This is a genomic window from Rhodococcus sp. BP-241, assembly GCF_019836145.1.
Lineage (GTDB): Bacteria > Actinomycetota > Actinomycetes > Mycobacteriales > Mycobacteriaceae > Rhodococcoides.
On record NZ_JABUEI010000007.1, the window covers coordinates 211941 to 233325 of the forward strand.

Here is a 21385-nt window from a genome sequence, read left to right on the forward strand (position 1 = left end):
GCGTGACGGTCAGTGGACGGGCCCGGTGTACTTCTCGCCGGGCCCGGCGCCGGGCGCGTCCGGGTGCGCCGACTGCTCGCGGAACGCCTTCTGCAGTGCCTGCAGCCCTTCGCGGATGGGGCCGGCGTGCGGTCCCAGGTACTCCACGGAGGCCGTGACCAGTCCGGCGAGTGCGGTGATGACGCGTCGCGCCTCGTCGAGGTCGAGGTGGGGGCTGTCGGACGGATCCGCGTCGGAGAGTCCCAGCTTCTCGGCGGCGGAGCTCATGAGCATCACCGCGGCGCGGCTGATGACCTCGATCGCAGGGACGTCGGCCAGTTCACGCACGTCCGGCTCGAGCTGCGGCGCATCGCCCTCCACCTGGGGAGCACCGGCCTGAACGGCATCATCGGGGGTCGTCATGACATCAGACGATGCCACGATGCGTCGACACCGACGTCCCCGCCCGGTGCGTGACCGGACGGATTCGGTCCGCGAGGGCACCTGGTGTTATTCTTCTTTCCACGACCGCCTTCAGGTGTGTCCGTGTCGGCGCGTGAGTGCCGGGCACGGATGCGGAACCTGAAGGCAGCAAGTGGAGTCCGACTCCCACCACCGCACGGTTCGCCGGGCAGTGGTTCCGGTCCTTCCCAGCCACATCGGGAAGTGGTGCGCTTCGTCGACGAGACGGGGTGGCCCGCGGATGGTGTCATCCGTCGACCGGTCGGTACCGGACCCCGATGCTCGCGATCTCGATCGTGAGCGACGGGGTTTTCGTCGTTCGGAAGGTTCCCGCGGGAACAAATCGGGTGGCCACGGTGTCGAGGTAGACGGAGAGCACGAGCGCCGGTGTGGAGCGCGTAGGACGGCGCACCGCATCGGGTCGAGCACCACCATCCGTCACCGCACTACCGAGGAGGCCCCATCAGCACTGAGACCCGCATCAACGATCGCATCCGAGTTCCCGAAGTCCGACTCGTCGGACCTGGCGGTGAACAGGTGGGGATCGTGCGTGTTGAAGATGCACTCCGCCTGGCTGTCGAAGCCGATCTCGACCTCGTCGAGGTCGCACCCGACGCCCGTCCGCCGGTCTGCAAGATCATGGACTACGGCAAGTTCAAGTACGAAGCCGCGCAGAAGGCTCGTGAGTCGCGCAAAAACCAGACGCTCACGGTCATCAAGGAGCAGAAGCTTCGTCCCAAGATCGACGACCACGACTACGAGACGAAGAAGGGCCATGTCGTCCGCTTCCTCGAGGCCGGGTCCAAGGTCAAGGTGACCATCATGTTCCGTGGACGCGAGCAGTCGCGGCCCGAACTCGGTTACCGCCTACTGCAGCGCCTGGGCGCCGACGTCGCCGAGCACGGCTTCGTCGAGACCTCGGCCAAGCAGGACGGCCGCAACATGACGATGGTCCTGGCTCCGCACAAGGGCGCCAAGACCAGGGCGAAGGCAGCGGAGGCGTCCAACGCACCGCGCGCCACCGTGCCGCCGCCGGCCTCCGCGCCGACTGCTGCACCCGCCGCCGAGGCGACACCGCCGGCACCCGCTGCTCCGCAGACGCCGGCGACGCCGCAGGCACCAGCCACACCGAGCGCCTGAGCGTTCGGATCCACCAGCACCACCGACCGAAGTAACAGAACTGAGGACTCATGCCCAAGTCGAAGACTCACAGCGGCACCGCGAAGCGATTCAAGGTGTCCGGTAGCGGAAAGATCCTGCGCCAGAAGGCCGGCCGCCGCCACCTGCTCGAGCACAAGTCCTCGCGCGTGACGCGTCGCCTCGACGGCAAGGCCGTCGTCAGCCCCAACGACGTTCCCCGCGTCAAGCGGCTTCTCGGTCTCTGATCTCTTTCCCACCCGGGCCCTAGGCCCCTCTACGACAGGATTCACCAGTGGCACGCGTGAAAAGGGCGGTCAACGCCCAGAAGAAGCGTCGTTCGATTCTCGAGGCGTCCAGCGGATACCGCGGGCAGCGTTCGCGTCTCTACACCAAGGCGAAGGAGCAGCAGCTCCACTCGCTCACCTACGCGTACCGCGATCGCCGCGCTCGCAAGGGTGACTTCCGCAAGCTGTGGATCACGCGTATCAACGCGGCAGCTCGGGCGAACGACATCACGTACAACCGTTTCGTGCAGGGTCTGAAGATCGCCGAGGTCGAGGTCGACCGCAAGATCCTCGCCGAGCTCGCGGTCTCCGACGCTGCGGCGTTCACCGCACTCGTCGAGATCGCCAAGGCGGCACTGCCTGCCGACATCAACGCACCGGCCGGAGAAGCAGCCTGATCAGGCGCTTCGACGACACTCCGTCACGACCCGCGGCGCCGCTCACCGAGCGGACTCCGCGGGTCGTTTCGGCTGTCAAGCTGCAGCGCGGCGTCGAACGTCGGCGAACCGGCCTCTTCCTCGCGGAGGGAGAGAACGCGGTGACCGAGGCGGTCGCCGCCGGTGTCGTGCGCGAGGTGTTCGCCACCGAGCGCTGGTTCGACGAGCACCGCGGACTTCTCGAGGCGTCGGCCGCGGCCGGTGCGCAGCCGCAGCTGATGACCGAGCGCGCGGCGAAATCGCTGTCGGACACCGTGACGCCGCCTGGAATCGTGGCCGTGTGCACGTCCGTCGTCGTCTCCCTGGCCGAGGCGTTGGCCGCGAACCCGTCACTCGTGACGGTCGTCGTCGACATCTCCGAGCCGGGCAACGCGGGCACCATCCTGCGCGTCTCGGACGCCGCCGGCGCCGGCGCGGTGATCTTCGCCGGGGACAGTGTCGATCCGCTGAACGGCAAGAGCGTCCGCGCGTCCGCCGGAAGTCTCTTCCATCTCCCCGTCGCACGGGAGCGTTCGGTGACGGCGGTACTCGACGCGGTCCGTGCGACCGGCGCCAGTCTGCTGGCGACGACCGTCGACGGTGAACTGGACCTCGACGACGCCGACGACGCGCTGGCCGGGCCCACCGCCTGGGTGTTCGGCAACGAGGCGCACGGGCTGTCCCGCGAGGTCGCGGCTGCTGCGGATCACCGGGTGCGCATTCCCATCCACGGCCGCGCCGAGAGTCTCAACCTCGCCACCGCGGCCGCCGTGTGTCTGTACGCCGGTGCGCGGGTGCAGCGCCGCGGGGGCACCGCCTAGGCTTTCCCCGCCGGGTTCTGCCCGGCGACCGTGAGGAGCACCGCGACAGAGGTGCTCGCCGATCGAGACGATGGAGTGTGTGGACGTGGAGCGCAACGAGGGTGAAGCGCAGGCCGATCAGGCCGCTGCCGACGCGGAGGCGCTGACCGACGCGGCGCTGGACGCAGCCGTCACCGAGGCCGAGTCCGCCTTCGCCGCCGCGTCCGACATCGACGCTCTGTCCGAGGCCAAGATCCACCACATCGGGAACAAGGCGCCCCTCGCGCTCGCACAGCGCGCGTTGGGCTCGCTGCCGAAGACCGAGCGGGCTGACGCCGGCAAGCGGGTCAAGGTGGCGCGTGACCGCGTGCGGATCGCGTTCGACGATCGTCGTGAGGTGCTGCTCGCCGAACGTGACGCGGCCGTGCTCGTCGCCGAGGCGATCGACGTGACCCTGCCGTCCGTCCGCCGCCCGGTGGGTGCCCGCCATCCCATCACCGTCATCGCCGATCAGGTCGCCGACGTCTTCGTGGCGATGGGGTGGGAGGTGGCCGAGGGCCCGGAGGTGGAGACCGAGCACTTCAACTTCGACGCGCTCAACTTCCTGCCCGACCATCCCGCGCGGACGATGCAGGACACGTTCCACGTCGCGCCCGAGGGGTCTCGTCAGGTGCTGCGCACGCACACCTCGCCGGTGCAGGTGCGGTCGATGCTCGAGCGCGACCTGCCGATCTACGTGGTGTGCCCCGGGCGCACGTTCCGTACGGACGAACTCGACGCGACGCACACGCCCGTCTTCCATCAGGTCGAGGGACTCGCCGTGGACAAGGGGCTCACGCTCGCCAATCTCCGCGGCACGCTCGACGCGTTCGCGCGTGCGTTGTTCGGCCCGGAGACGCGGACCCGGATGCGCCCCAACTACTTCCCGTTCACCGAGCCGTCCGCGGAGGTGGACGTGTGGTTCCCCCGCAAGAAGGGTGGAGCGGGCTGGGTCGAATGGGGTGGCTGCGGCATGGTGAATCCGAACGTGCTGCGCGCCTGTGGCGTCGACCCGGAGCTCTACAGCGGGTTCGCCTTCGGTATGGGCCTCGAGCGAACGCTGCAGTTCCGCAACGACATTCCCGACATGCGCGACATCGTCGAGGGCGACGTGCGGTTCAGCCTGCCCTTCGGCGTGGCCGGCTGACGCTCGGCCCCTGCAGACAAGCATTCAGACAGAGAGAGTGGAGAAGTCGTGCGAGTGCCCCAGTCCTGGTTGACCGAGGTCGTCCGGAAGGCCGCTCCCGAGTGGAGCGTCACTGCTGACGAGCTCGACGCGGGGTTCGTGTCCGTCGGCTTCGAGATCGAGGACGTCATCCCTCTTCCGGAGATCACGGGCCCGTTGGTCGTCGGCCGTGTGCAGTCCATCGAGGAGTTGACCGAGTTCAAGAAGCCGATCCGCTTCTGCCTGGTCGAGGTGGGCGAGGCGGAGCCCCGCGGAATCGTGTGCGGTGCACGGAACTTCGCGGAGGGCGACCTCATCGTGGCCGCACTTCCCGGCAGTGTTCTGCCCGGCGGGTTCGCCATCGCCGCCCGGTCCACGTACGGGCGCACGTCCGACGGCATGATCTGCTCGGTGTCCGAGCTCGGTATCGGTTCGGATCACTCCGGCATTCTCGTGCTGCCTGCCGGCACGGCCGTGCCCGGCGACGACGCACTCGCCGTTCTGGGCATGGACGACACCGTGTTCGACGTCAACGTGACGCCCGATCGCGGATACGCCCTGAGCGTGCGCGGTCTCGGCCGCGAACTGGCGTGCGGTTTCGACCTGGACTTCGTCGATCCCGCCGACGCCCCGCAGCCCGTCGTGTCCGCGGCCGCCTCCGAGGGCGAGGCGTGGCCCGTCGACGTCCGTTCCGAGTCGGATGCCACCCGTTTCGCCGCGCGCCGCGTCGTGGGCATCGATCCGGCCGCGGTGACCCCCTGGACGATCCAGCGGCGGCTGCTGCTGTCCGGGGTGCGACCCATCTCGCCCGCGGTCGACGTCACCAACTACGTCATGCTCGAACTGGGCCAACCGCTCCACGCGTTCGACGCCTCCGCGCTGTCGGGCGGGTTGGTGGTCCGCCGGGCCGAGGCGGGGGAGACGCTCCGCACCCTCGACGACACCGTGCGCACCCTCGACCCGGAGGACGTCGTCATTGCGGACGAGTCCGGCGTGGTGTCGTTGGCCGGTGTCATGGGTGGCGCGTCCACCGAGGTGGGCGACGAGACCACCGACATCCTGCTCGAGGCGGCCATCTGGAGCCCGCTCGCCGTGTTCCGCACCGCGCGCCGTCACCGGCTGCCCAGTGAGGCGAGCCGTCGCTACGAACGAGTGGTGGACTCCGCTCTCCCGGTGCGCGCGCTCGACCGTGCCGCCGCACTGCTGGCCTCGATCGCGGGCGGCCGGGTGGAGCCGCTGCTCACCGACATCGGTGCACCGACGGTGTCCGACACCGTGACCATGGATCTCGACCTGCCGGACCGGGTGGCGGGTGTGACCTATCCGAGCGGAACCGCGGTGCGCCGCCTCACCCAGGTCGGGTGCGAGGTCGTCGTGGACGTGTCCGAGGCCGGGCGCGGGGTGGCCGTCGTGACGCCGCCGACGTGGCGTCCCGACCTCCGTCAGGCCGCCGACCTGGTCGAGGAGGTGCTGCGACTCGAGGGACTGGAGTCCATTCCGTCCGTCCTGCCGCACGCTCCCGCGGGCCGCGGACTCACCGGCGCCCAGCGTCGTCGCCGGGCGGTGGGTCGGGCACTGGCCTACACAGGGCACGTCGAGGTCCTCGCGCCCGTGTTCCTGCCGGCCGGGGTCTTCGACGTCTGGGGACTCGACGCGGACGATCCGCGCCGGGTGACCACGCGGGTGCTCAATCCGTTGGAGGCGGACCGACCCGAACTGGCGACCACTCTCGTCCCCGGTCTCCTGGAGATCGCCCAGCGCAATGTCTCGCGCGGACAGCGGGATCTGGCGCTGTTCGCCGTCGCGCAGGTCGTCGAACCGGGCGAGGGCACGCGCCCGATCGATGCGCTCGCCGTCGACCGTCGTCCCACCGAGGACGAGATCGACGCTCTGAAGCAGTCGTTGCCGGTGCAGCCGCTGCACGCTGCCGTCGTCCTGACCGGTGCGGTGACGGCACCCGGGCCGTGGGGCGCCGGCCGCCCCGCCGACGCCACCGATGCCTTCAGCGCAGCGAGGACGATCGCGAGCGCGTCCGGTGTCGAGGTGAAACTCCGGTCCGCCCAGTACCTTCCGTGGCATCCGGGCAGGTGTGCCGAAGTCGTTGTCGACGGTGTCGTGGTCGGGCACGCGGGTGAGCTGCATCCCGGTGTCCTCGAGCGCGCCGGTCTGCCGCCGCGGACCTGCGCGGTGGAGATCGACCTCGATCTCGTTCCCACCCGCGAGCCGCTGCCGTCGCCGTCCATCTCGCCGTTCCCCGCCGTGCTGCAGGACGTCGCGGTCGTCGTCGACGAGTCCGTCCCGGCCGCCGCCGTGCAGTCGGCTCTGGTGTCGGGGGCGGGCCCACTCCTCGAGGACATTCGTGTCTTCGACGTGTTCTCCGGCGATCAGGTCGGTGCCGGCCGGAAGTCGCTGGCTTTCGCCCTGCGGTTCCGAGCGGCGGACCGTACGTTGACCGAGGACGAGGCGAGTGCCGCTCGCGATGCCGCCGTCGCGGCAGCGGCGACGGCGGTGGGAGCCGAACTCCGACACTGACGGTGCGCCGCTTTTGAATGAGCTTGCACCGTCATGCATAATCATCGTATGGACAGTGCATCGACATCGACGGGCACCCGGGTGGCCGTCGCGGGCGCCAGTGGCTACGCGGGTGGCGAGATCCTGCGTCTGCTGCTCGGACACCCGGCAATGCTCGACGGCCGGATGACCATCGGCGCCCTGACGGCCGGTGGAAACGCCGGAACCACGCTGGGGCAACACCATCCGCATCTCGTTCCGCTCGCGGACCGCGTGCTGGTGGACACGGACGCCGCGGCCCTGGAGGGGCACGACGTCGTGTTCCTCGGGCTCCCGCACGGGAAGTCAGCCGCCCTCGCCGAACAGCTGTCGGACTCCACGCTGATCATCGACTGCGGTGCCGACTTCCGGTTGACCGACGCCGCCGCCTGGGATCGCTGGTACGGCGGGGAGCACGCCGGACACTGGCCCTACGGCATGCCCGAGTTGCCCGGTGGTCGGGACGCCCTGGTCGGAGCGACGCGCATCGCGGTCCCGGGGTGTTATCCCACCGCCTCGTCGCTGGCTCTGGCGCCCGCGTTCGCTGCCGGCATGGTCGAGCCCCGCGTGACCGTGGTGGCCGTGAGCGGCACCTCCGGCGCCGGTCGCGCGGCGAGGCCGGACCTGCTGGGTTCCGAGGTCATGGGGTCGGTCCGTGCCTACGGCATCGCCGGCGCGCATCGCCACACGCCGGAGATCACGCAGAACCTCTCCGCCATCGCCGGCACCGACGTGATCGTGTCGTTCACTCCTGTGCTGGCTCCGATGCCGCGCGGCATCCTGGCGACGTGCACCGCTCCGACGACAGTGTCGGCCTCCGAGGCGCGTGCGGTCTACGAGAAGTACTGCTCCGACGAACCTTTCCTTCACCTTCTCCCGGAGGGGCAGCTGCCGCAGACGGGGTCGGTGCTCGGGTCCAACGCGGTCCACCTGCAGGTGGCGGTCGACGAGGACGCGGGCTTGCTGGTGGTCCTCGCCGCCATCGACAATCTGACGAAGGGCACCGCCGGTGCCGCGGTGCAGTCGATGAACATCGCTCTCGGACTCCCCGAGAGCGCCGGACTCTCCACGGTGGGAACAGCACCATGACCGACCACAGCCAGTCCTCTCCCGGCGCCCCCACGCGCGCTCCCGGGGTTCTCGTCCGCACACAGGGTGTGACGTCGGCAGCGGGATTCCGGGCCGCCGGGGTCGAGGCCGGTCTCCGGGCCAAGGGGGGCCTCGACGTCGCCCTCGTGGTCAACGAGGGTCCCGATCTGGCAGCGGCCGGTGTCTTCACCCTGAACAAGATCAAGGCTGCGCCCGTCCTGTGGTCGCAGCAGGTGCTGACCTCCGGTCGGCTCCGCGCCGTCGTCCTGAACTCGGGCGGCGCCAATGCCTGCACCGGTGCGCCCGGATTCCAGGACACGCACCGTACCGCCGAGCACCTCGCATCGACCCTCAGCGACTGGGGAACCGAGACGGGCGCCGGCGAGATCGCCGTGTGTTCGACCGGACTGATCGGCGACCGGTTGCCCATGGACAAGGTGCTCGGCGGTGTCACCGAGGTGGTGCACGAGCTCGCCGGAGGCATCTCGGGCGGCACCGATGCGGCCTACGCGATCATGACGACCGACACCCGGCCGAAGCAGGCCGCGATCCACCACGAGAACGGCTGGAACGTGGGCGGCATGGCCAAGGGCGCCGGCATGCTGGCGCCCTCGCTGGCGACGATGCTGTGTGTCGTCACCACGGACGCCGTGGCGAGTGCCGATCAGCTCGATCGCGCCCTCCGGCACGCGACGGCACAGTCCTTCGACCGACTCGACGTGGACGGCGCGACCTCCACGAACGACACGGTGCTGCTCCTCGCGTCCGGTGCCAGCGGCATCGAGGCGACACAGGAGGAACTCGACGCCGCTGTCCTCGCGGTGTGCGACGACCTCGCGGATCAGCTGATGGCCGATGCGGAGGGCGTGACCAAGCGGATCATCGTCAGGGTCGGTGGTGCCGAGTCCGAACAGGACGCACTCGTGGCGGCGCGAACCATCGCACGCGATTCCCTCGTCAAGACGGCGCTGTTCGGCTCCGATCCCAACTGGGGCCGCGTTCTCGCCGCTGTGGGCATCGCGCCGGTCGCGCTCGATCCCGATCGCATCGTCGTGTCGTTCAACGGCGATCCCGTGTGCGTCGACAGCATGGGTGTGCCCGGCGCTCGTGAGGTCGATCTCTCGGCCGTCGACATCACGGTCGAGGTGGACCTCGGTGTCGGCTCCGCGTCGGCGTCGATCAGGACCACGGATCTGTCGCACGCCTACGTCGAAGAGAACTCGGCGTACTCGTCATGACGACGTCCGAGCCCGTGTCCGCACACGACACAGCACGCATCCTCGCCGGCGCCCTCCCGTGGCTCCAGCAGTGGACGGGCAAGGTCGTCGTGGTCAAGTACGGCGGCAACGCCATGATCGACGATCGACTCAAGGCCGCGTTCGCGGCCGACATGGCGTTCCTGCGCACCGTCGGTATCCACCCGGTGGTCGTGCACGGCGGCGGTCCCCAGATCACCGCCATGCTCACTCGACTCGGACTGGTGGGGGAGTTCCGCGGCGGCTTCCGCGTGACGACGCCCGAGGTGATGGACGTCGTGCGCATGGTCCTGTTCGGGCAGGTCGGTCGCGAGCTGGTCGGACTGATCAACGCGCACGGCCCCTACGCTGTCGGCATCTCCGGCGAGGACGCGCACCTGTTCACGGCGACTCGACGCACCGTGACCGTCGACGGTGTCGCCACCGACATCGGTCTGGTGGGCGACGTGACGACGGTGAATCCCGCTGCGGTGCACGACCTCATCGAGGCCGGGCGCATCCCGGTCGTCTCGACCATCGCTCCCGACGCGGACGGCGTCGTGCACAACATCAACGCGGACACCGCGGCCGCGGCCCTCGCGGAGGCGCTCGGCGCGCAGAAGCTCGTCGTCCTCACCGACGTCGAGGGGCTCTACACGAACTGGCCGGACCGCGGGTCGCTCGTCTCGGAGATCGAGGCGGACGTCCTCGCCGAACTGCTGCCCGGCCTGGACGCCGGCATGGTCCCCAAGATGGAGGCGTGTCTGCGCGCGGTGCGCGGGGGAGTTCCCAGCGCCCATGTCATCGACGGTCGACTCGAGCACTCCGTGCTCCTGGAACTGTTCACCGGCGAGGGCATCGGCACGATGGTGCACGACGGCAGTACGAGAGGACGGGCATGACCAGCACGGAGCAACTGCAGCAACGCTTCTCGAATGCGCTGATGAACAACTACGGCGTGCCGCGCGTGGCGCTGGTCGGCGGTTCGGGAGCCGTGGTGACGGACGCCGACGGCAAGGAGTACCTCGATCTCCTCGCCGGGATCGCGGTCAACATCCTCGGCCACGGACATCCTGCCGTCGTCGAGGCGGTCTCCGCCCAGCTGACGACGCTGGGCCACACGTCCAACCTCTACGCGGCGCCGCCGTCGATCGAACTGGCGGAGCACCTCCTCGAGCACCTCGGTCACGCGGCCGGCGGCGATGCTCGGGTGTTCCTCTGCAACTCCGGCACCGAGGCGAACGAGGCCGCCTTCAAGATCGCGCGTCTCACGGGTCGACCGAACATCATCGCGGCGGAGAACGCGTTCCACGGTCGGACCATGGGAGCCCTCGCGCTCACGGGGCAGGCGGACAAGCGGGCTCCGTTCGAGCCCATGCCCGCCGGTGTGTCGCACGTTCCCTACGGCGACATCGCCGCGCTCGAGGCGGCGGTCGACGAGAACACGGCCGCCGTCTTCCTCGAACCGATCATGGGTGAGGGCGGAGTCGTCGTCCCGCCGGAGGGCTATCTGCCCGCAGCGCGCGAGATCACTGCGCGCCACGGCGCCCTGCTGATCCTCGACGAGGTCCAGACGGGCATCGGCCGTACGGGGTGGTTCTACGCCCATCAGCGGTTCGGCATCGTCCCGGACGTCATCACCCTCGCGAAGGCGCTGGGCGGGGGACTGCCCATCGGCGCCTGCATCGGCATCGGCCCGGCAGCCGCTATGCTCACCCCGGGGAAGCACGGGACCACATTCGGTGGCAACCCGGTGTGTTCGGCGGCGGCCCTGGCGGTGCTGCGCACTCTCGCGTCCGAGGATCTGCTCTCGCACGCCGACCGGCTGGGCAAGATCCTGCGACACGACATCGAGGCGCTCGGACATCCCCTCGTCGATCACGTACGGGGTGCGGGCCTTCTGCTGGGCATCGTCCTCACCGAGCCGGTGGCGGCCGATGTCGAGACCGCGGCCCGCCACGCAGGCTTCCTGGTGAACGCGGCGCAGGCGAACGTCCTGCGTCTGGCGCCGCCCCTGATCATCACGGACGAGCAGGCAGCATCGTTCGTCCGTGCACTTCCCGCGGTCCTCGACGAGGCGCGGCCGACAGCAGAGGCGACCTCGTGACACTGCGGCACTTCCTTCGAGACGACGATCTCTCCCCCGAGGAGCAGGCCGAGATCCTCGCTCTCGCAGCCGAACTCAAGAAGGCACCGTTCTCGCGGCGCCCGCTGGAGGGTCCGCGCGGCGTCGGCGTCATCTTCGAGAAGAACTCGACGCGCACCCGCTTCTCGTTCGAGATGGGCATCGCGCAGCTCGGCGGCCACGCAGTGGTCGTCGACGGCCGCAGCACGCAGCTCGGACGCGAGGAGACGCTGCAGGACACCGGGCGCGTGCTGTCCCGCTACGTCGACGCCGTCGTGTGGCGCACGTTCGGGCAGAAGCGCCTCGAGCAGATGGCGACGGGGGCGAGCGTGCCCATCGTCAACGCGCTGTCCGACGATTTCCACCCCTGCCAGGTGCTGGCCGATCTCCAGACGCTCGCCGAGCGCAAGGGATCGTTGAGAGGTCTGCGCCTCTCGTACTTCGGCGACGGTGCCAACAACATGGCGCACTCCCTCATGCTCGGCGCCGTCACCGCCGGCGTCGACGTCACGATCGCCGCCCCGGAGGGCTTCGTGCCGGACCCGTCGGTGCTGGCGGCCACGCAGGAGCGCGGTGAGCGGACGGGAGCGAGCGTGACCGTCACGAACGATCCGATCGCCGCCGCGACCGGAGCCGACGTGCTGGTCACCGACACGTGGACGTCGATGGGACAGGAGAACGACGGCCTGGACCGCGTCGGACCCCTCCGCCCGTTCCAGATCAACGAGTCGCTGCTCGATCGTGCCGACTCGGAGGCACTCGTCCTGCACTGCCTCCCGGCCCACCGCGGCGAGGAGATCAGCGACACGGTGCTCGACGGCCCTCGCAGCGTCGTGTGGGACGAAGCCGAGAACCGGTTGCACGCACAGAAGGCCGTCCTGGTGTGGCTGCTCGAGCAGGCGGCATCGGGACGACGGACGCCGTGACCGCCGGGTCGCAGGGCCCGGTGACGTCGTCGACGCGCGCCGGGCGCCAGGCGCGCGTCGTGGCCCTGCTCTCCACCCACCAGGTCCGATCGCAGCAGGAACTCCAGTCGCTGCTCGCGGCGGAGGGGATCGAGGCCACCCAGGCCACTCTCTCCCGCGATCTCGACGAGTTGGGCGCCGTCAAACTTCGCGCCGCCGACGGCGGTGCGGGCGTCTACGTCGTTCCCGAGGACGGCAGCCCGGTCCGAGGGGTCGCGGGCGGCACCGATCGGCTCTCCCGGCTTCTCGGCGAGTTGCTCGTCTCCACCGACGCCAGCTCCACGATGGCCGTTCTCCGCACGCCGCCCGGAGCCGCGCACTATCTCGCCAGTGCACTGGACCGCGCGGCACTGCCCGAGATTGTGGGAACGGTCGCGGGGGATGACACCATCTTCGTGATCGCCCGCGATCCGCTGTCCGGACGCGAGCTCGCCGACCGCATCGAGAATCTCGCGCGCTGAACCACCAGTCCGAATCCTAGAACGTCCGAATCACACGAAGGAGCACACACCCCATGGCCGAACGCGTCATCCTCGCCTACTCCGGCGGTCTCGACACCTCTGTCGCCATCAGCTGGATCGGCCGCGAGACCGGCAAGGAGGTGGTCGCCGTGGCGATCGACCTCGGCCAGGGTGGCGAGGACATGGAGGTCATCCGGCAGCGCGCACTCGACTGCGGCGCCGTCGAAGCCGTCGTCGTCGACGCTCGGGACGAGTTCGCGGACGAGTACTGCCTGCCGACCATCCAGTCGAACGCCCTCTACATGGACCGCTACCCGCTGGTGTCGGCCATCAGCCGTCCCCTCATCGTCAAGCACCTCGTCGAGAACGCGCGCTCGCACGGCGGCACCGTCGTCGCTCACGGCTGCACCGGCAAGGGCAACGACCAGGTGCGCTTCGAGGTCGGCTTCAACACGCTCGCGCCCGAGCTCGAGGTGCTGGCCCCCGTGCGCGACTACGCCTGGACCCGCGAGAAGGCCATCGCCTTCGCCGAGGAGAACAGCATCCCCATCAACGTCACCAAGAAGTCGCCGTTCTCGATCGACCAGAACGTGTGGGGTCGCGCCGTGGAGACCGGGTTCCTCGAGGATCTGTGGAACGCCCCGACCAAGGACGTCTACGACTACACCGAGGATCCGACGGCCAACTTCAACGCGCCGGACGAGCTGGTCATCACGTTCGACAAGGGACGCCCGATCGCCATCGACGGCCGCCCGGTGTCGGTGCTGCAGGCGATCCAGGAACTGAACACCCGTGCGGGCAAGCAGGGTGTCGGCCGCCTCGACGTGGTCGAGGACCGGCTCGTCGGCATCAAGAGCCGCGAGGTCTACGAGGCTCCCGGCGCCATGGTCCTGATCCGTGCCCACGAGGAGCTCGAGCACGTCACCCTCGAACGCGAGCTCGGGCGCTACAAGCGGCACACGGACCAGAAGTGGGCCGAGCAGGTCTACGACGGCCTGTGGTTCTCTCCGCTCAAGGGTGCACTCGACACCTTCGTCCAGCACACCCAGGAGCACGTGTCCGGTGAGATCCGCCTGGTGCTGCACGCCGGCACCGTCGTCGTGAACGGTCGTCGCAGTGGGGAGTCGCTGTACGACTTCAACCTCGCGACCTACGACGCGGGCGACACCTTCGATCAGTCGTCGGCCAAGGGCTTCGTGCAGCTGCACGGCCTGTCGTCCAAGATCGCGGCCAGCCGTGACCGTGGCGCTGTGGCGGCGCAGGGACAGTCGGACCTGTGACGTCACCCGCTCACGGCACCAACGCGGGCGCTCTGTGGGGTGGGCGCTTCGCGTCGGGTCCCGCGGAAGCCATGGCGGCGCTGAGCAAGTCGACCCACTTCGACTGGGTGCTCGCCCCGTACGACGTCCGTGCCTCCAAGGCTCACGCACGCGTGCTCAACTCGGCCGGCCTGCTGACGGCGGGCGATCTCGAGGCGATGCTCACCGGCCTCGATCAGCTCGCCGCCGACGTCGACTCGGGTGCGTTCGGTCCCGCCGAGTCCGACGAGGACGTGCACGGCGCCCTCGAGCGCGGGCTGATCGACCGGGTCGGACCCGAGCTCGGCGGCAGGTTGCGCGCCGGCAGGTCGCGCAACGACCAGGTCGCGACCCTGTTCCGGATGTGGCTGCGGGACGCGGTGCGGCGGGTGTCGGCGGGCGTGCTGGACGTGGTCGAGGCCCTCACCGCGCAGGCGCAGGCACATCCCGACGCGGCGATGCCGGGCAAGACGCACTCGCAGGCCGCGCAGCCGGTCCTGCTCGCGCATCATCTGCTCGCACACACCCATCCGCTGCTGCGGGACGTGCAGCGCTTCCGGGACTTCGACGGCCGCGCCGCGGTGTCGCCCTACGGTTCGGGCGCCCTGGCGGGCTCGTCGCTCGGACTCGACCCGGAGAAGATCGCCGCGGAGCTCGGGTTCGACGGTTCCGCGGAGAACTCGATCGACGCGACGAGTGCGCGCGACTTCGCCGCCGAGGCGGCGTTCGTCCTGGCCATGACTGCCGTGGACCTGTCGCGTCTCGCCGAGGAGATCGTGTCGTGGAGCACCCCGGAGTACGGCTACGTGACACTCGCCGACGCATGGTCGACGGGCAGTTCGATCATGCCGCAGAAGAAGAACCCGGACGTCGCGGAGCTCACGCGCGGCAAGACCGGGCGACTGATCGGCAATCTCACCGGTCTGCTCGCGACGCTCAAGGCTCAGCCCCTCGCGTACAACCGTGATCTGCAGGAGGACAAGGAGCCCGTCTTCGACTCGGTGCTCCAGCTCGAGATGCTTCTGCCCGCCCTGACCGGGTTGGTGTCCACCCTCACCTTCCACACCGACCGGCTGCGCGAGCTGGCGCCGGCGGGATTCACGCTGGCGACGGACATCGCCGAGTGGCTCGTCCGCAACGGTGTGCCGTTCCGGCACGCCCACGAGGTGGCAGGCGACTGCGTGCGACGTGCGGAGTCGCGCGGTGTGGGTCTGGACGAACTGACCGACGAGGAGTTCGCGACGATCGACCCGGCGCTCACACCGGAGGTCCGCTCGGTGCTCACCGTCGACGGATCCATCGGCTCGCGGGACAGCCGCGGCGGTACCGCGCCCGCGCGGGTGGCGGAGCAGATCTTCGTGGTCCAGCGCACCGCGGGCGAGCTCAGGACGTGGATCACGGCCTGACGGGACGACCCGATCCGAGCGGTCGGAGTGGTGTGAGACGCTGTGTCCTCATCGGTCGACGAGTCGTGGACCACACCGACCGAATCGATGCCGCCTTCGAGGAGTGCAGTTGCTGGGAATCGACACCGGGTCGGTCGCGACGTCGTTGCGGCGTGTGGTCGCCACGGCGCAGAACGGGCTCGAGGTCATCCGTCTCGGGGGACTCGAGACGGATGCCGTTCCGTCTCCCTTCTCGGTGGTCGCGCGCGATCGTATGTACCGGCTGCGTCGGTACTTCCCGGAGTCCGACCAGACGGGTCCGCCCGTCGTGCTCGTACCGCCGATGATGATGTCGGCCGACGTCTACGACGTCACCCGCGACCAGGGCGGCGTCGGCATCCTGCACGAGGCGGGGATGGACCCCTGGGTGGTCGACTTCGGTTCGCCGGCCACCGAGGAGGGCGGGTGGAACCGGACGCTGGCGGACCACATCGTCGCGATCAGCGAGATCATCGACATCGTCGCCGAGCGGACGGGTCGCGAGGTCCACCTCGGTGGGTACTCGCAGGGCGGCATGTTCTGTTACCAGGCCGCCGCGTACCGCTCGAGTCGCGACATCGCCAGCATCATCACGTTCGGCAGTCCGGTGGACACCCTCGCGGCGCTCCCTCTCGGGATCCCGGCGAACGTTGCCACCAAGGGTGCCGAGTTCCTCGCCGAGCACGTGTTCACGCGTCTCGCGGTGACCGACTGGATGGCCCGCACCGGGTTCCAGTTGCTCGACCCGGCCAAGACCGTCAAGTCGCGCATCGACTTCCTGCTCCAGCTCCACGACCGGGACGCGCTCCTGCCCCGCGAGTCCCAGCGCCGGTTCCTCGCGATGGACGGGTGGGTCGCCTGGTCGGGCCCGGCGGTCGCGGAACTGTTGACGCAGTTCGTCGTGCACAACCGCATGATGACGGGTGGGTTCTCCATCCGCGGCAAGGTCGTCTCGCTCGCGGAACTGACCATGCCGATCCTCGCGTTCGTGGGGGAGGTCGACGACATCGGCCAACCGCTCGCGGTGCGCGGCATCCGCAAGGCGGCTCCGCGGGCCAAGGTGTACGAAGCAGGGCTGCGCGCCGGGCACTTCGGACTGGTGGTGGGGAGCACCGCGGCCACGCAGACGTGGCCGAGCACGGCGGGGTGGATCCGGTGGCGCGAGGGCCTGGGGCCGCGGCCGGTCGAGGTGCACGCCATGGGGTACGACGAGCACCCGGCCTCGGAGAGCGGCGTGTCGGTGGGAAATCGTCTCGTCCACACCGCGGCCACCATCGCCGAGGTCGGCCTGGGTCTCGGTCGCGGCATCGCCTCGGCGGCGGCCGGGGCCGTGAAGGGGTCTCGTGAGATCTCGTCCGAGGCCGCTCGCACACTGCCCCGTCTCGCCAGACTCGGCCAGCTGCAACCTCATTCGCAGGTCTCCCTCGGTCGTCTGCTCGGTGAGCAGGCTCGGCGCGCGAGTGCCGGTGAGTGCTTCGTGTTCGACGACCGTGTGTACTCCTACGCCGCCGTGGACCAGCGCATCGACAACGTGGTGCGCGGCCTGATCGTCAACGGTGTACGCCCCGCGATGCACGTCGGCGTGCTGATGGAGACACGTCCGAGCGCACTCGCCGCCGTCGCCGCACTGTCCCGCATCGGCGCGGTGGCCGTCATGCTGCAGCCCACCAGCGATCTCTCGGCGTCGCTGCGACTCGGGCGCGTCGAACTGCTGATCGTCGACCCCGACAATCTGGCCGGATCTGTCGACCACGGACTGGACGTGCTGGTCCTGGGCGGCGGCGAGTCCCGCTCGCTCGACATCGAGGACTCCGACCTGGTCGTGGATCTCGAGCAGGTCGACCCGTCGACGGTGGAGTTGCCGGGGTGGTACGTCCCCAACCCCGGGCGCGCACGGGAACTCGCCTTCGTGCTGTTCAGCGGGAACGACGACACCCTGGATGCCAAGTTCATCACCAACTACCGCTGGGCTCTGTCGGCTTTCGGTACGGCCAGCTCCGCAGGTCTGTCCCGCGGCGACACCGTGTACTGCCTGGCGCCGCTGCACCATTCGGCCGGACTGCTCGTGGCGGTGGGCGGCGCGTTGGCGGGCGGGTCCCGCATCGCGCTGTCGCGCGGTGTCGAGCCCGAGCGCTTCGCGGACGAGGTGCAGCGCTACGGCGTCACGGTCGTGTCCTACACGTGGACCATGATGCGGGACATCCTGACGTCGGAATCCCTTCCGCACCGAGGACAGCACGCCGTACGGCTCCTCATCGGATCGGGCATGCCCACCAACCTGTGGCGGCACACGCTCGAACGACTGGCACCTGCGCGGGTACTCGAGTTCTACGCGTCCACCGAGGGCGACGTCGTCCTCGCGAACGTGGCGGGAACGAAGATCGGGGCAAAGGGTCGCCCGCTGCCGGGCAGTGCACGGGTGGAACTCGCGGCATACGACGCCGTCTCGGGTCGGTACCTCGTGGACGAGCAGGGATTCGTCCGACACTGCGAGACCGGCGAACCCGGCCTGTTGCTCGGCCGCCCCGGACTGGACGACTCCAGCGGCGCGTTCATGCGTGGTGTCTTCAGTGCCGGCGACGTGTGGACTCCGACCAACCTGCTGTTCCGTCGGGACGAGGGCGGTGACTACTGGTTGCTCGGGCACAAGCGCTCGGTGATCACCACCGCACGCGGACCCGTCTACCCGCAGCCGATAGCCGACGCGATCGGCGAGGCGGAGCCGGTGGACCTGGCCGTGGCGTACGGCATCGGGGAGCACGGTGACCAGTGGTCGGTGTGCGCGGTGACCGTGCGGGCGGGTCAGAACCTCACGGCGTCGATGGTGTCGGATGCGCTGTCGGTGTTGGATCCGGCCGAGCGACCCGACGTCGTGCACGTGGTCGCGGACATCCCGCTGAGCCGCGCGTTCCGACCGCTCGACGACACGCTGCGCGCTGCCGGACTGCCCGGTCCGGGGGTCAAGACCTGGTATCTGGCGTCGACGTCCGGCGAGTACAAGCGCATGACGAAGGCAGTGGCGGCGGAGCGCTTCACCGCGCATCAGTAGGGTGAGACCGCGTCGGAAGACCGACGCGACGACGGAACGAGGAGTCCTCTTGAGCGTCGATGCTCGCTTGCACAGCATTCTCGCCTGCCCGCAGGACAAGGGTCCGCTTCTGCTGATCCAGGACGAGCTGCTCTACAACCCCCGGCTGCGCCGTGTCTACCCCATCGAGAACGGCATTCCGGTGCTGCTCATCGACGATGCGCGTGACGCCACCGACGCCGAGCACGAGGACATTCTGACTCGGGCGACCGCGCCCGCTCCGATCGCGGAGTGACGGGAGCGACTGCGACTCGTCGATCGCCGACATGACCGGCCCCGTACTGCCGCCCGAACGACTTCTCGGGTCCGCGACTCCCATCGACGCGGCGACGCGTCTGCTCGGCGCCAGTCTGACCTGCGCCGGCGTCACGCTGCGCATCGTCGAGGTGGAGGCGTACGGCGGAGATCCCGGCGGACCCTGGCCCGACCCCGCGGCGCACTCGTTCCGAGGCCCCACACCGCGCAACTCGGTCATGTTCGGGCCGCCCGGTCGCCTGTACGTCTATCTTAGCTACGGGATGCATCTGTGCGCGAACATCGTCTGTGGTCCTGACGGAACGGCCGGCGCCGTCCTGATCCGCGCGGGTGAGGTCGTCGACGGTCTCGCGGTCGCCAGGACGCGGCGGCCCCGCGCACCGGAGTTCGGTATGGCGCGCGGACCTGGCAACGTCGGGAGTGTTCTCGCACTGTCGTTGGCCCACAACGGTGTTCGTGTATTCGCCGAGAGCGCGGAAGTGTCGGTGACGCTGTCGGACGAGACGGCGTCACCGGTACAGTCAGGTCCTCGTGTCGGCGTGTCCACCGCTCCCGACCGTCCGTGGCGTTTCTGGATTCCCTCGGTGGCCGTGTCTGCCTATAGACGGAGCCCGCGAGCTCCGACAGACCCCGCCGGGGAGCCCGGTACTCAGGCCTGAGGGCGCCGTCGGGTGACGTGCATGCATGCGAAAGAATCAGCGGTGTGAGCATCATCGAGGACCTGACCTGGCGTGGACTGATAGCCCAGTCGACAGACATCGAGGCACTGACAGCGGCGACCACCGCGGACGGCCCGATCACCCTCTACGCGGGATTCGATCCGACGGGACCGAGCTTGCACGCAGGGCACCTCGTTCCGCTGCTGGTCCTGTCACGTTTCCAGCGTGCGGGTCATCGTCCGATCGTGCTGGCCGGCGGAGCGACCGGACTCATCGGTGATCCGCGTGACGTCGGCGAACGCGTCATGAACTCGAGCGACACGGTGGCCGAGTGGGCCGATCGCATCAAGGGTCAGCTCTCTCGCTTCGTCGACTTCGAGGGTGCCGGCGGTGCGGTCATCGCGAACAACCTCGACTGGACCGCGTCGCTGTCGGCCATCGACTTCCTCCGCGACATCGGCAAGCACTTCTCCGTCAACGTGATGTTGGCGCGGGACACGGTGAAGAAGCGCCTCGAATCGGACGGGATGTCCTACACCGAGTTCAGCTACATGTTGTTGCAAGCGCAGGACTACCTGCACCTGCATCGGCAGCACGGTTGCACTTTGCAGGTCGGCGGATCGGATCAGTGGGGGAACATCGTCGCGGGCATCGATCTCACCCGACGTATGGACGGCGACGCCGTGCACGGGCTGACCGTTCCTCTGGTGACTGCGGCGGACGGCACGAAGTTCGGTAAGTCCACCGGTGGAGGAAGCCTGTGGCTCGACCCCGAGATGACGTCGCCGTACGCCTGGTACCAGTACTTCGTGAACACGGCCGACGCCGACGTCGTGAAGTACCTGCGCTGGTTCACGTTCCTCGATCGTGACGAGCTGGCGGAACTCGAGGCGGCGACGGCAGAACGACCCCAGGCCCGCGCGGCGCAGAAGCGACTGGCGGCGGAGATGACGACGCTGGTGCACGGCGCGGACAACACCGCAGCCGTCGAACTTGCCAGCTCCGCCCTGTTCGGCCGGGGAGAGCTTCGCGACCTGGACGCGGGGACACTGTCGGCCGCGCTGTCGGAGACCGACGTCGCCGAGCTGCCGGCAGGGGAGGAGCGCACGATCGTCGACCTTCTTGTCGACACGTCGCTGTGCGAGTCGAAGGGCGCCGCCCGTCGTGTGGTGAAGGAGGGGGGAGTGTCGGTCAACAACCAGAAGATCGCTGCCGAGGACTGGACTCCCTCCGCGGACGACTTCCTGCACGGTGAGTGGCTGGTGCTGCGTCGGGGTAAGAAGAACATGGCCGGCGTACGGCGCTCGGTGTGAGCCACGCGTGCGCGGGGTCACAGTCGGGGTTCGAGCACTCGAAGGCCCGCGAGGCGCCGGAGCGGCGCGCTGACCTGCATGGTCGCGAGCCCGTCGTGTGGCCGACCTGCGGATTTGACGCACTGTTATCCGTCGCGTAACTTTTGTCGAGTCAGAGCGACACGGACACGGACCGAGACCGCAAGGCCCCGATCACCGGCTCGGTAGATCATCTGACATCCTGGTCACCGAAGAGTTCGAGTCTTGACTCGGCTCCGTGCGGCTGGCTAGGCTGGAACGGTTGCCCCGGATCCCCCTGCTTCGTGTGGGTGGTGGTGGTGTGTGCGTGTTCTTTGAGAACTCAACAGTGTGTCGATGAATGTCAGCGCCAATGTTTTGGTTTGCTGGTTCTTCTCCTTCTTCCCGTCGGGGAGGGACCGGTTCTTTTTTGTCAGCAATGGAGTTATTGCTGGCGTGAGTTTTATTGCTGGATTTGGCTCTCTAGTTTTCATTGACTCTGCCTTTCTAGGGTGGGGTTGATAAGAGTCTTCAACGGAGAGTTTGATCCTGGCTCAGGACGAACGCTGGCGGCGTGCTTAACACATGCAAGTCGAACGGTAAGGCCCTTCGGGGTACACGAGTGGCGAACGGGTGAGTAA

19 protein-coding genes and 1 rRNA gene are annotated in these 21385 nt (G+C 69.0%); 19 read left to right on the top strand and 1 reads right to left on the bottom strand.

What is annotated here, in order from left to right; translation table 11 throughout:
* Positions 1-9: 9 nt before the first annotated feature.
* Positions 10-402: a DUF1844 domain-containing protein gene (locus tag HQ308_RS15915; protein ID WP_231476444.1), complete on the bottom strand. Its 393-nt coding sequence runs from the start codon at positions 400-402 to the stop codon at positions 10-12.
* A 501-nt stretch (positions 403-903) separates the two neighbouring features.
* On the opposite strand from HQ308_RS15915, the gene infC reads away from it, so the two are divergent.
* The 19 genes from infC to HQ308_RS16010 all read left to right on the top strand — a co-directional run.
* Positions 904-1581: a translation initiation factor IF-3 gene (infC, locus tag HQ308_RS15920; RefSeq protein WP_082544654.1), complete on the top strand. Its 678-nt coding sequence runs from the start codon at positions 904-906 to the stop codon at positions 1579-1581.
* A 50-nt stretch (positions 1582-1631) separates the two neighbouring features.
* Positions 1632-1826 (top strand): 50S ribosomal protein L35, encoded by a 195-nt coding sequence (gene rpmI, locus HQ308_RS15925; protein WP_027506747.1) that lies wholly within the window; start codon positions 1632-1634, stop codon positions 1824-1826.
* Positions 1827-1873: 47 nt separating this feature from the next.
* Positions 1874-2263 carry a 50S ribosomal protein L20 gene (gene rplT, locus HQ308_RS15930; protein WP_027506746.1) on the top strand — a complete coding sequence of 130 codons (390 nt, stop codon included), beginning with the start codon at positions 1874-1876 and terminating at the stop codon, positions 2261-2263.
* Entirely contained in the window at positions 2263-3102 is an 840-nt protein-coding gene (locus HQ308_RS15935) for an RNA methyltransferase (protein ID WP_037186780.1), read from the top strand. The genes rplT and HQ308_RS15935 overlap by 1 nt, the downstream gene beginning before the upstream one ends.
* A 70-nt stretch (positions 3103-3172) precedes the next feature.
* On the top strand, positions 3173-4267 hold the full coding sequence (gene pheS, locus HQ308_RS15940; RefSeq protein ID WP_222647087.1) for a phenylalanine--tRNA ligase subunit alpha: 1095 nt from the start codon (positions 3173-3175) through the stop codon (positions 4265-4267).
* 48 nt (positions 4268-4315) lie between these two features.
* Complete coding sequence (gene pheT / locus HQ308_RS15945; protein WP_222647088.1) at positions 4316-6817, top strand: phenylalanine--tRNA ligase subunit beta; 2502 nt, start codon at positions 4316-4318, stop codon at positions 6815-6817.
* A 48-nt stretch (positions 6818-6865) separates the two neighbouring features.
* Complete coding sequence (gene argC / locus HQ308_RS15950) at positions 6866-7924, top strand: N-acetyl-gamma-glutamyl-phosphate reductase (RefSeq protein ID WP_222647090.1); 1059 nt, start codon at positions 6866-6868, stop codon at positions 7922-7924.
* The gene (gene argJ / locus HQ308_RS15955; protein WP_222627010.1) at positions 7921-9162 is read left to right on the top strand and encodes a bifunctional glutamate N-acetyltransferase/amino-acid acetyltransferase ArgJ; all 1242 of its coding nucleotides are present in this window, start codon (positions 7921-7923) and stop codon (positions 9160-9162) included. Before argC ends, argJ begins: the two co-directional genes overlap by 4 nt.
* Positions 9159-10061 carry an acetylglutamate kinase gene (gene argB, locus HQ308_RS15960; RefSeq protein WP_222647091.1) on the top strand — a complete coding sequence of 301 codons (903 nt, stop codon included), beginning with the start codon at positions 9159-9161 and terminating at the stop codon, positions 10059-10061. Before argJ ends, argB begins: the two co-directional genes overlap by 4 nt.
* Positions 10058-11266, top strand: coding sequence for an acetylornithine transaminase (locus HQ308_RS15965; RefSeq protein WP_222647092.1), 1209 nt, complete (start codon positions 10058-10060; stop codon positions 11264-11266). Before argB ends, HQ308_RS15965 begins: the two co-directional genes overlap by 4 nt.
* Entirely contained in the window at positions 11263-12210 is a 948-nt protein-coding gene (argF, locus tag HQ308_RS15970) for an ornithine carbamoyltransferase (RefSeq protein WP_027506738.1), read from the top strand. Before HQ308_RS15965 ends, argF begins: the two co-directional genes overlap by 4 nt.
* A complete protein-coding gene (locus HQ308_RS15975; protein WP_222647094.1) occupies positions 12207-12710 on the top strand; it encodes an arginine repressor in 504 nt (167 codons plus the stop codon). The genes argF and HQ308_RS15975 overlap by 4 nt, the downstream gene beginning before the upstream one ends.
* Before the next feature lie 53 nt (positions 12711-12763).
* Positions 12764-13990, top strand: coding sequence for an argininosuccinate synthase (locus HQ308_RS15980; RefSeq protein ID WP_056447988.1), 1227 nt, complete (start codon positions 12764-12766; stop codon positions 13988-13990).
* Positions 13987-15414, top strand: coding sequence for an argininosuccinate lyase (gene argH, locus HQ308_RS15985; protein ID WP_222647096.1), 1428 nt, complete (start codon positions 13987-13989; stop codon positions 15412-15414). Before HQ308_RS15980 ends, argH begins: the two co-directional genes overlap by 4 nt.
* A gap of 109 nt (positions 15415-15523) precedes the next feature.
* Complete coding sequence (locus HQ308_RS15990; RefSeq protein WP_222647098.1) at positions 15524-18481, top strand: AMP-binding protein; 2958 nt, start codon at positions 15524-15526, stop codon at positions 18479-18481.
* Positions 18482-18530: 49 nt separating this feature from the next.
* Positions 18531-18755, top strand: coding sequence for a Trm112 family protein (locus HQ308_RS15995; RefSeq protein ID WP_222647099.1), 225 nt, complete (start codon positions 18531-18533; stop codon positions 18753-18755).
* A gap of 31 nt (positions 18756-18786) precedes the next feature.
* Positions 18787-19434 carry a DNA-3-methyladenine glycosylase gene (locus HQ308_RS16000; RefSeq protein WP_222647100.1) on the top strand — a complete coding sequence of 216 codons (648 nt, stop codon included), beginning with the start codon at positions 18787-18789 and terminating at the stop codon, positions 19432-19434.
* 44 nt (positions 19435-19478) lie between these two features.
* Positions 19479-20747 carry a tyrosine--tRNA ligase gene (gene tyrS, locus HQ308_RS16005; RefSeq protein ID WP_037186630.1) on the top strand — a complete coding sequence of 423 codons (1269 nt, stop codon included), beginning with the start codon at positions 19479-19481 and terminating at the stop codon, positions 20745-20747.
* Positions 20748-21275: 528 nt separating this feature from the next.
* A 16S ribosomal RNA gene (locus HQ308_RS16010) occupies positions 21276-21385 on the top strand; the annotation flags it as partial.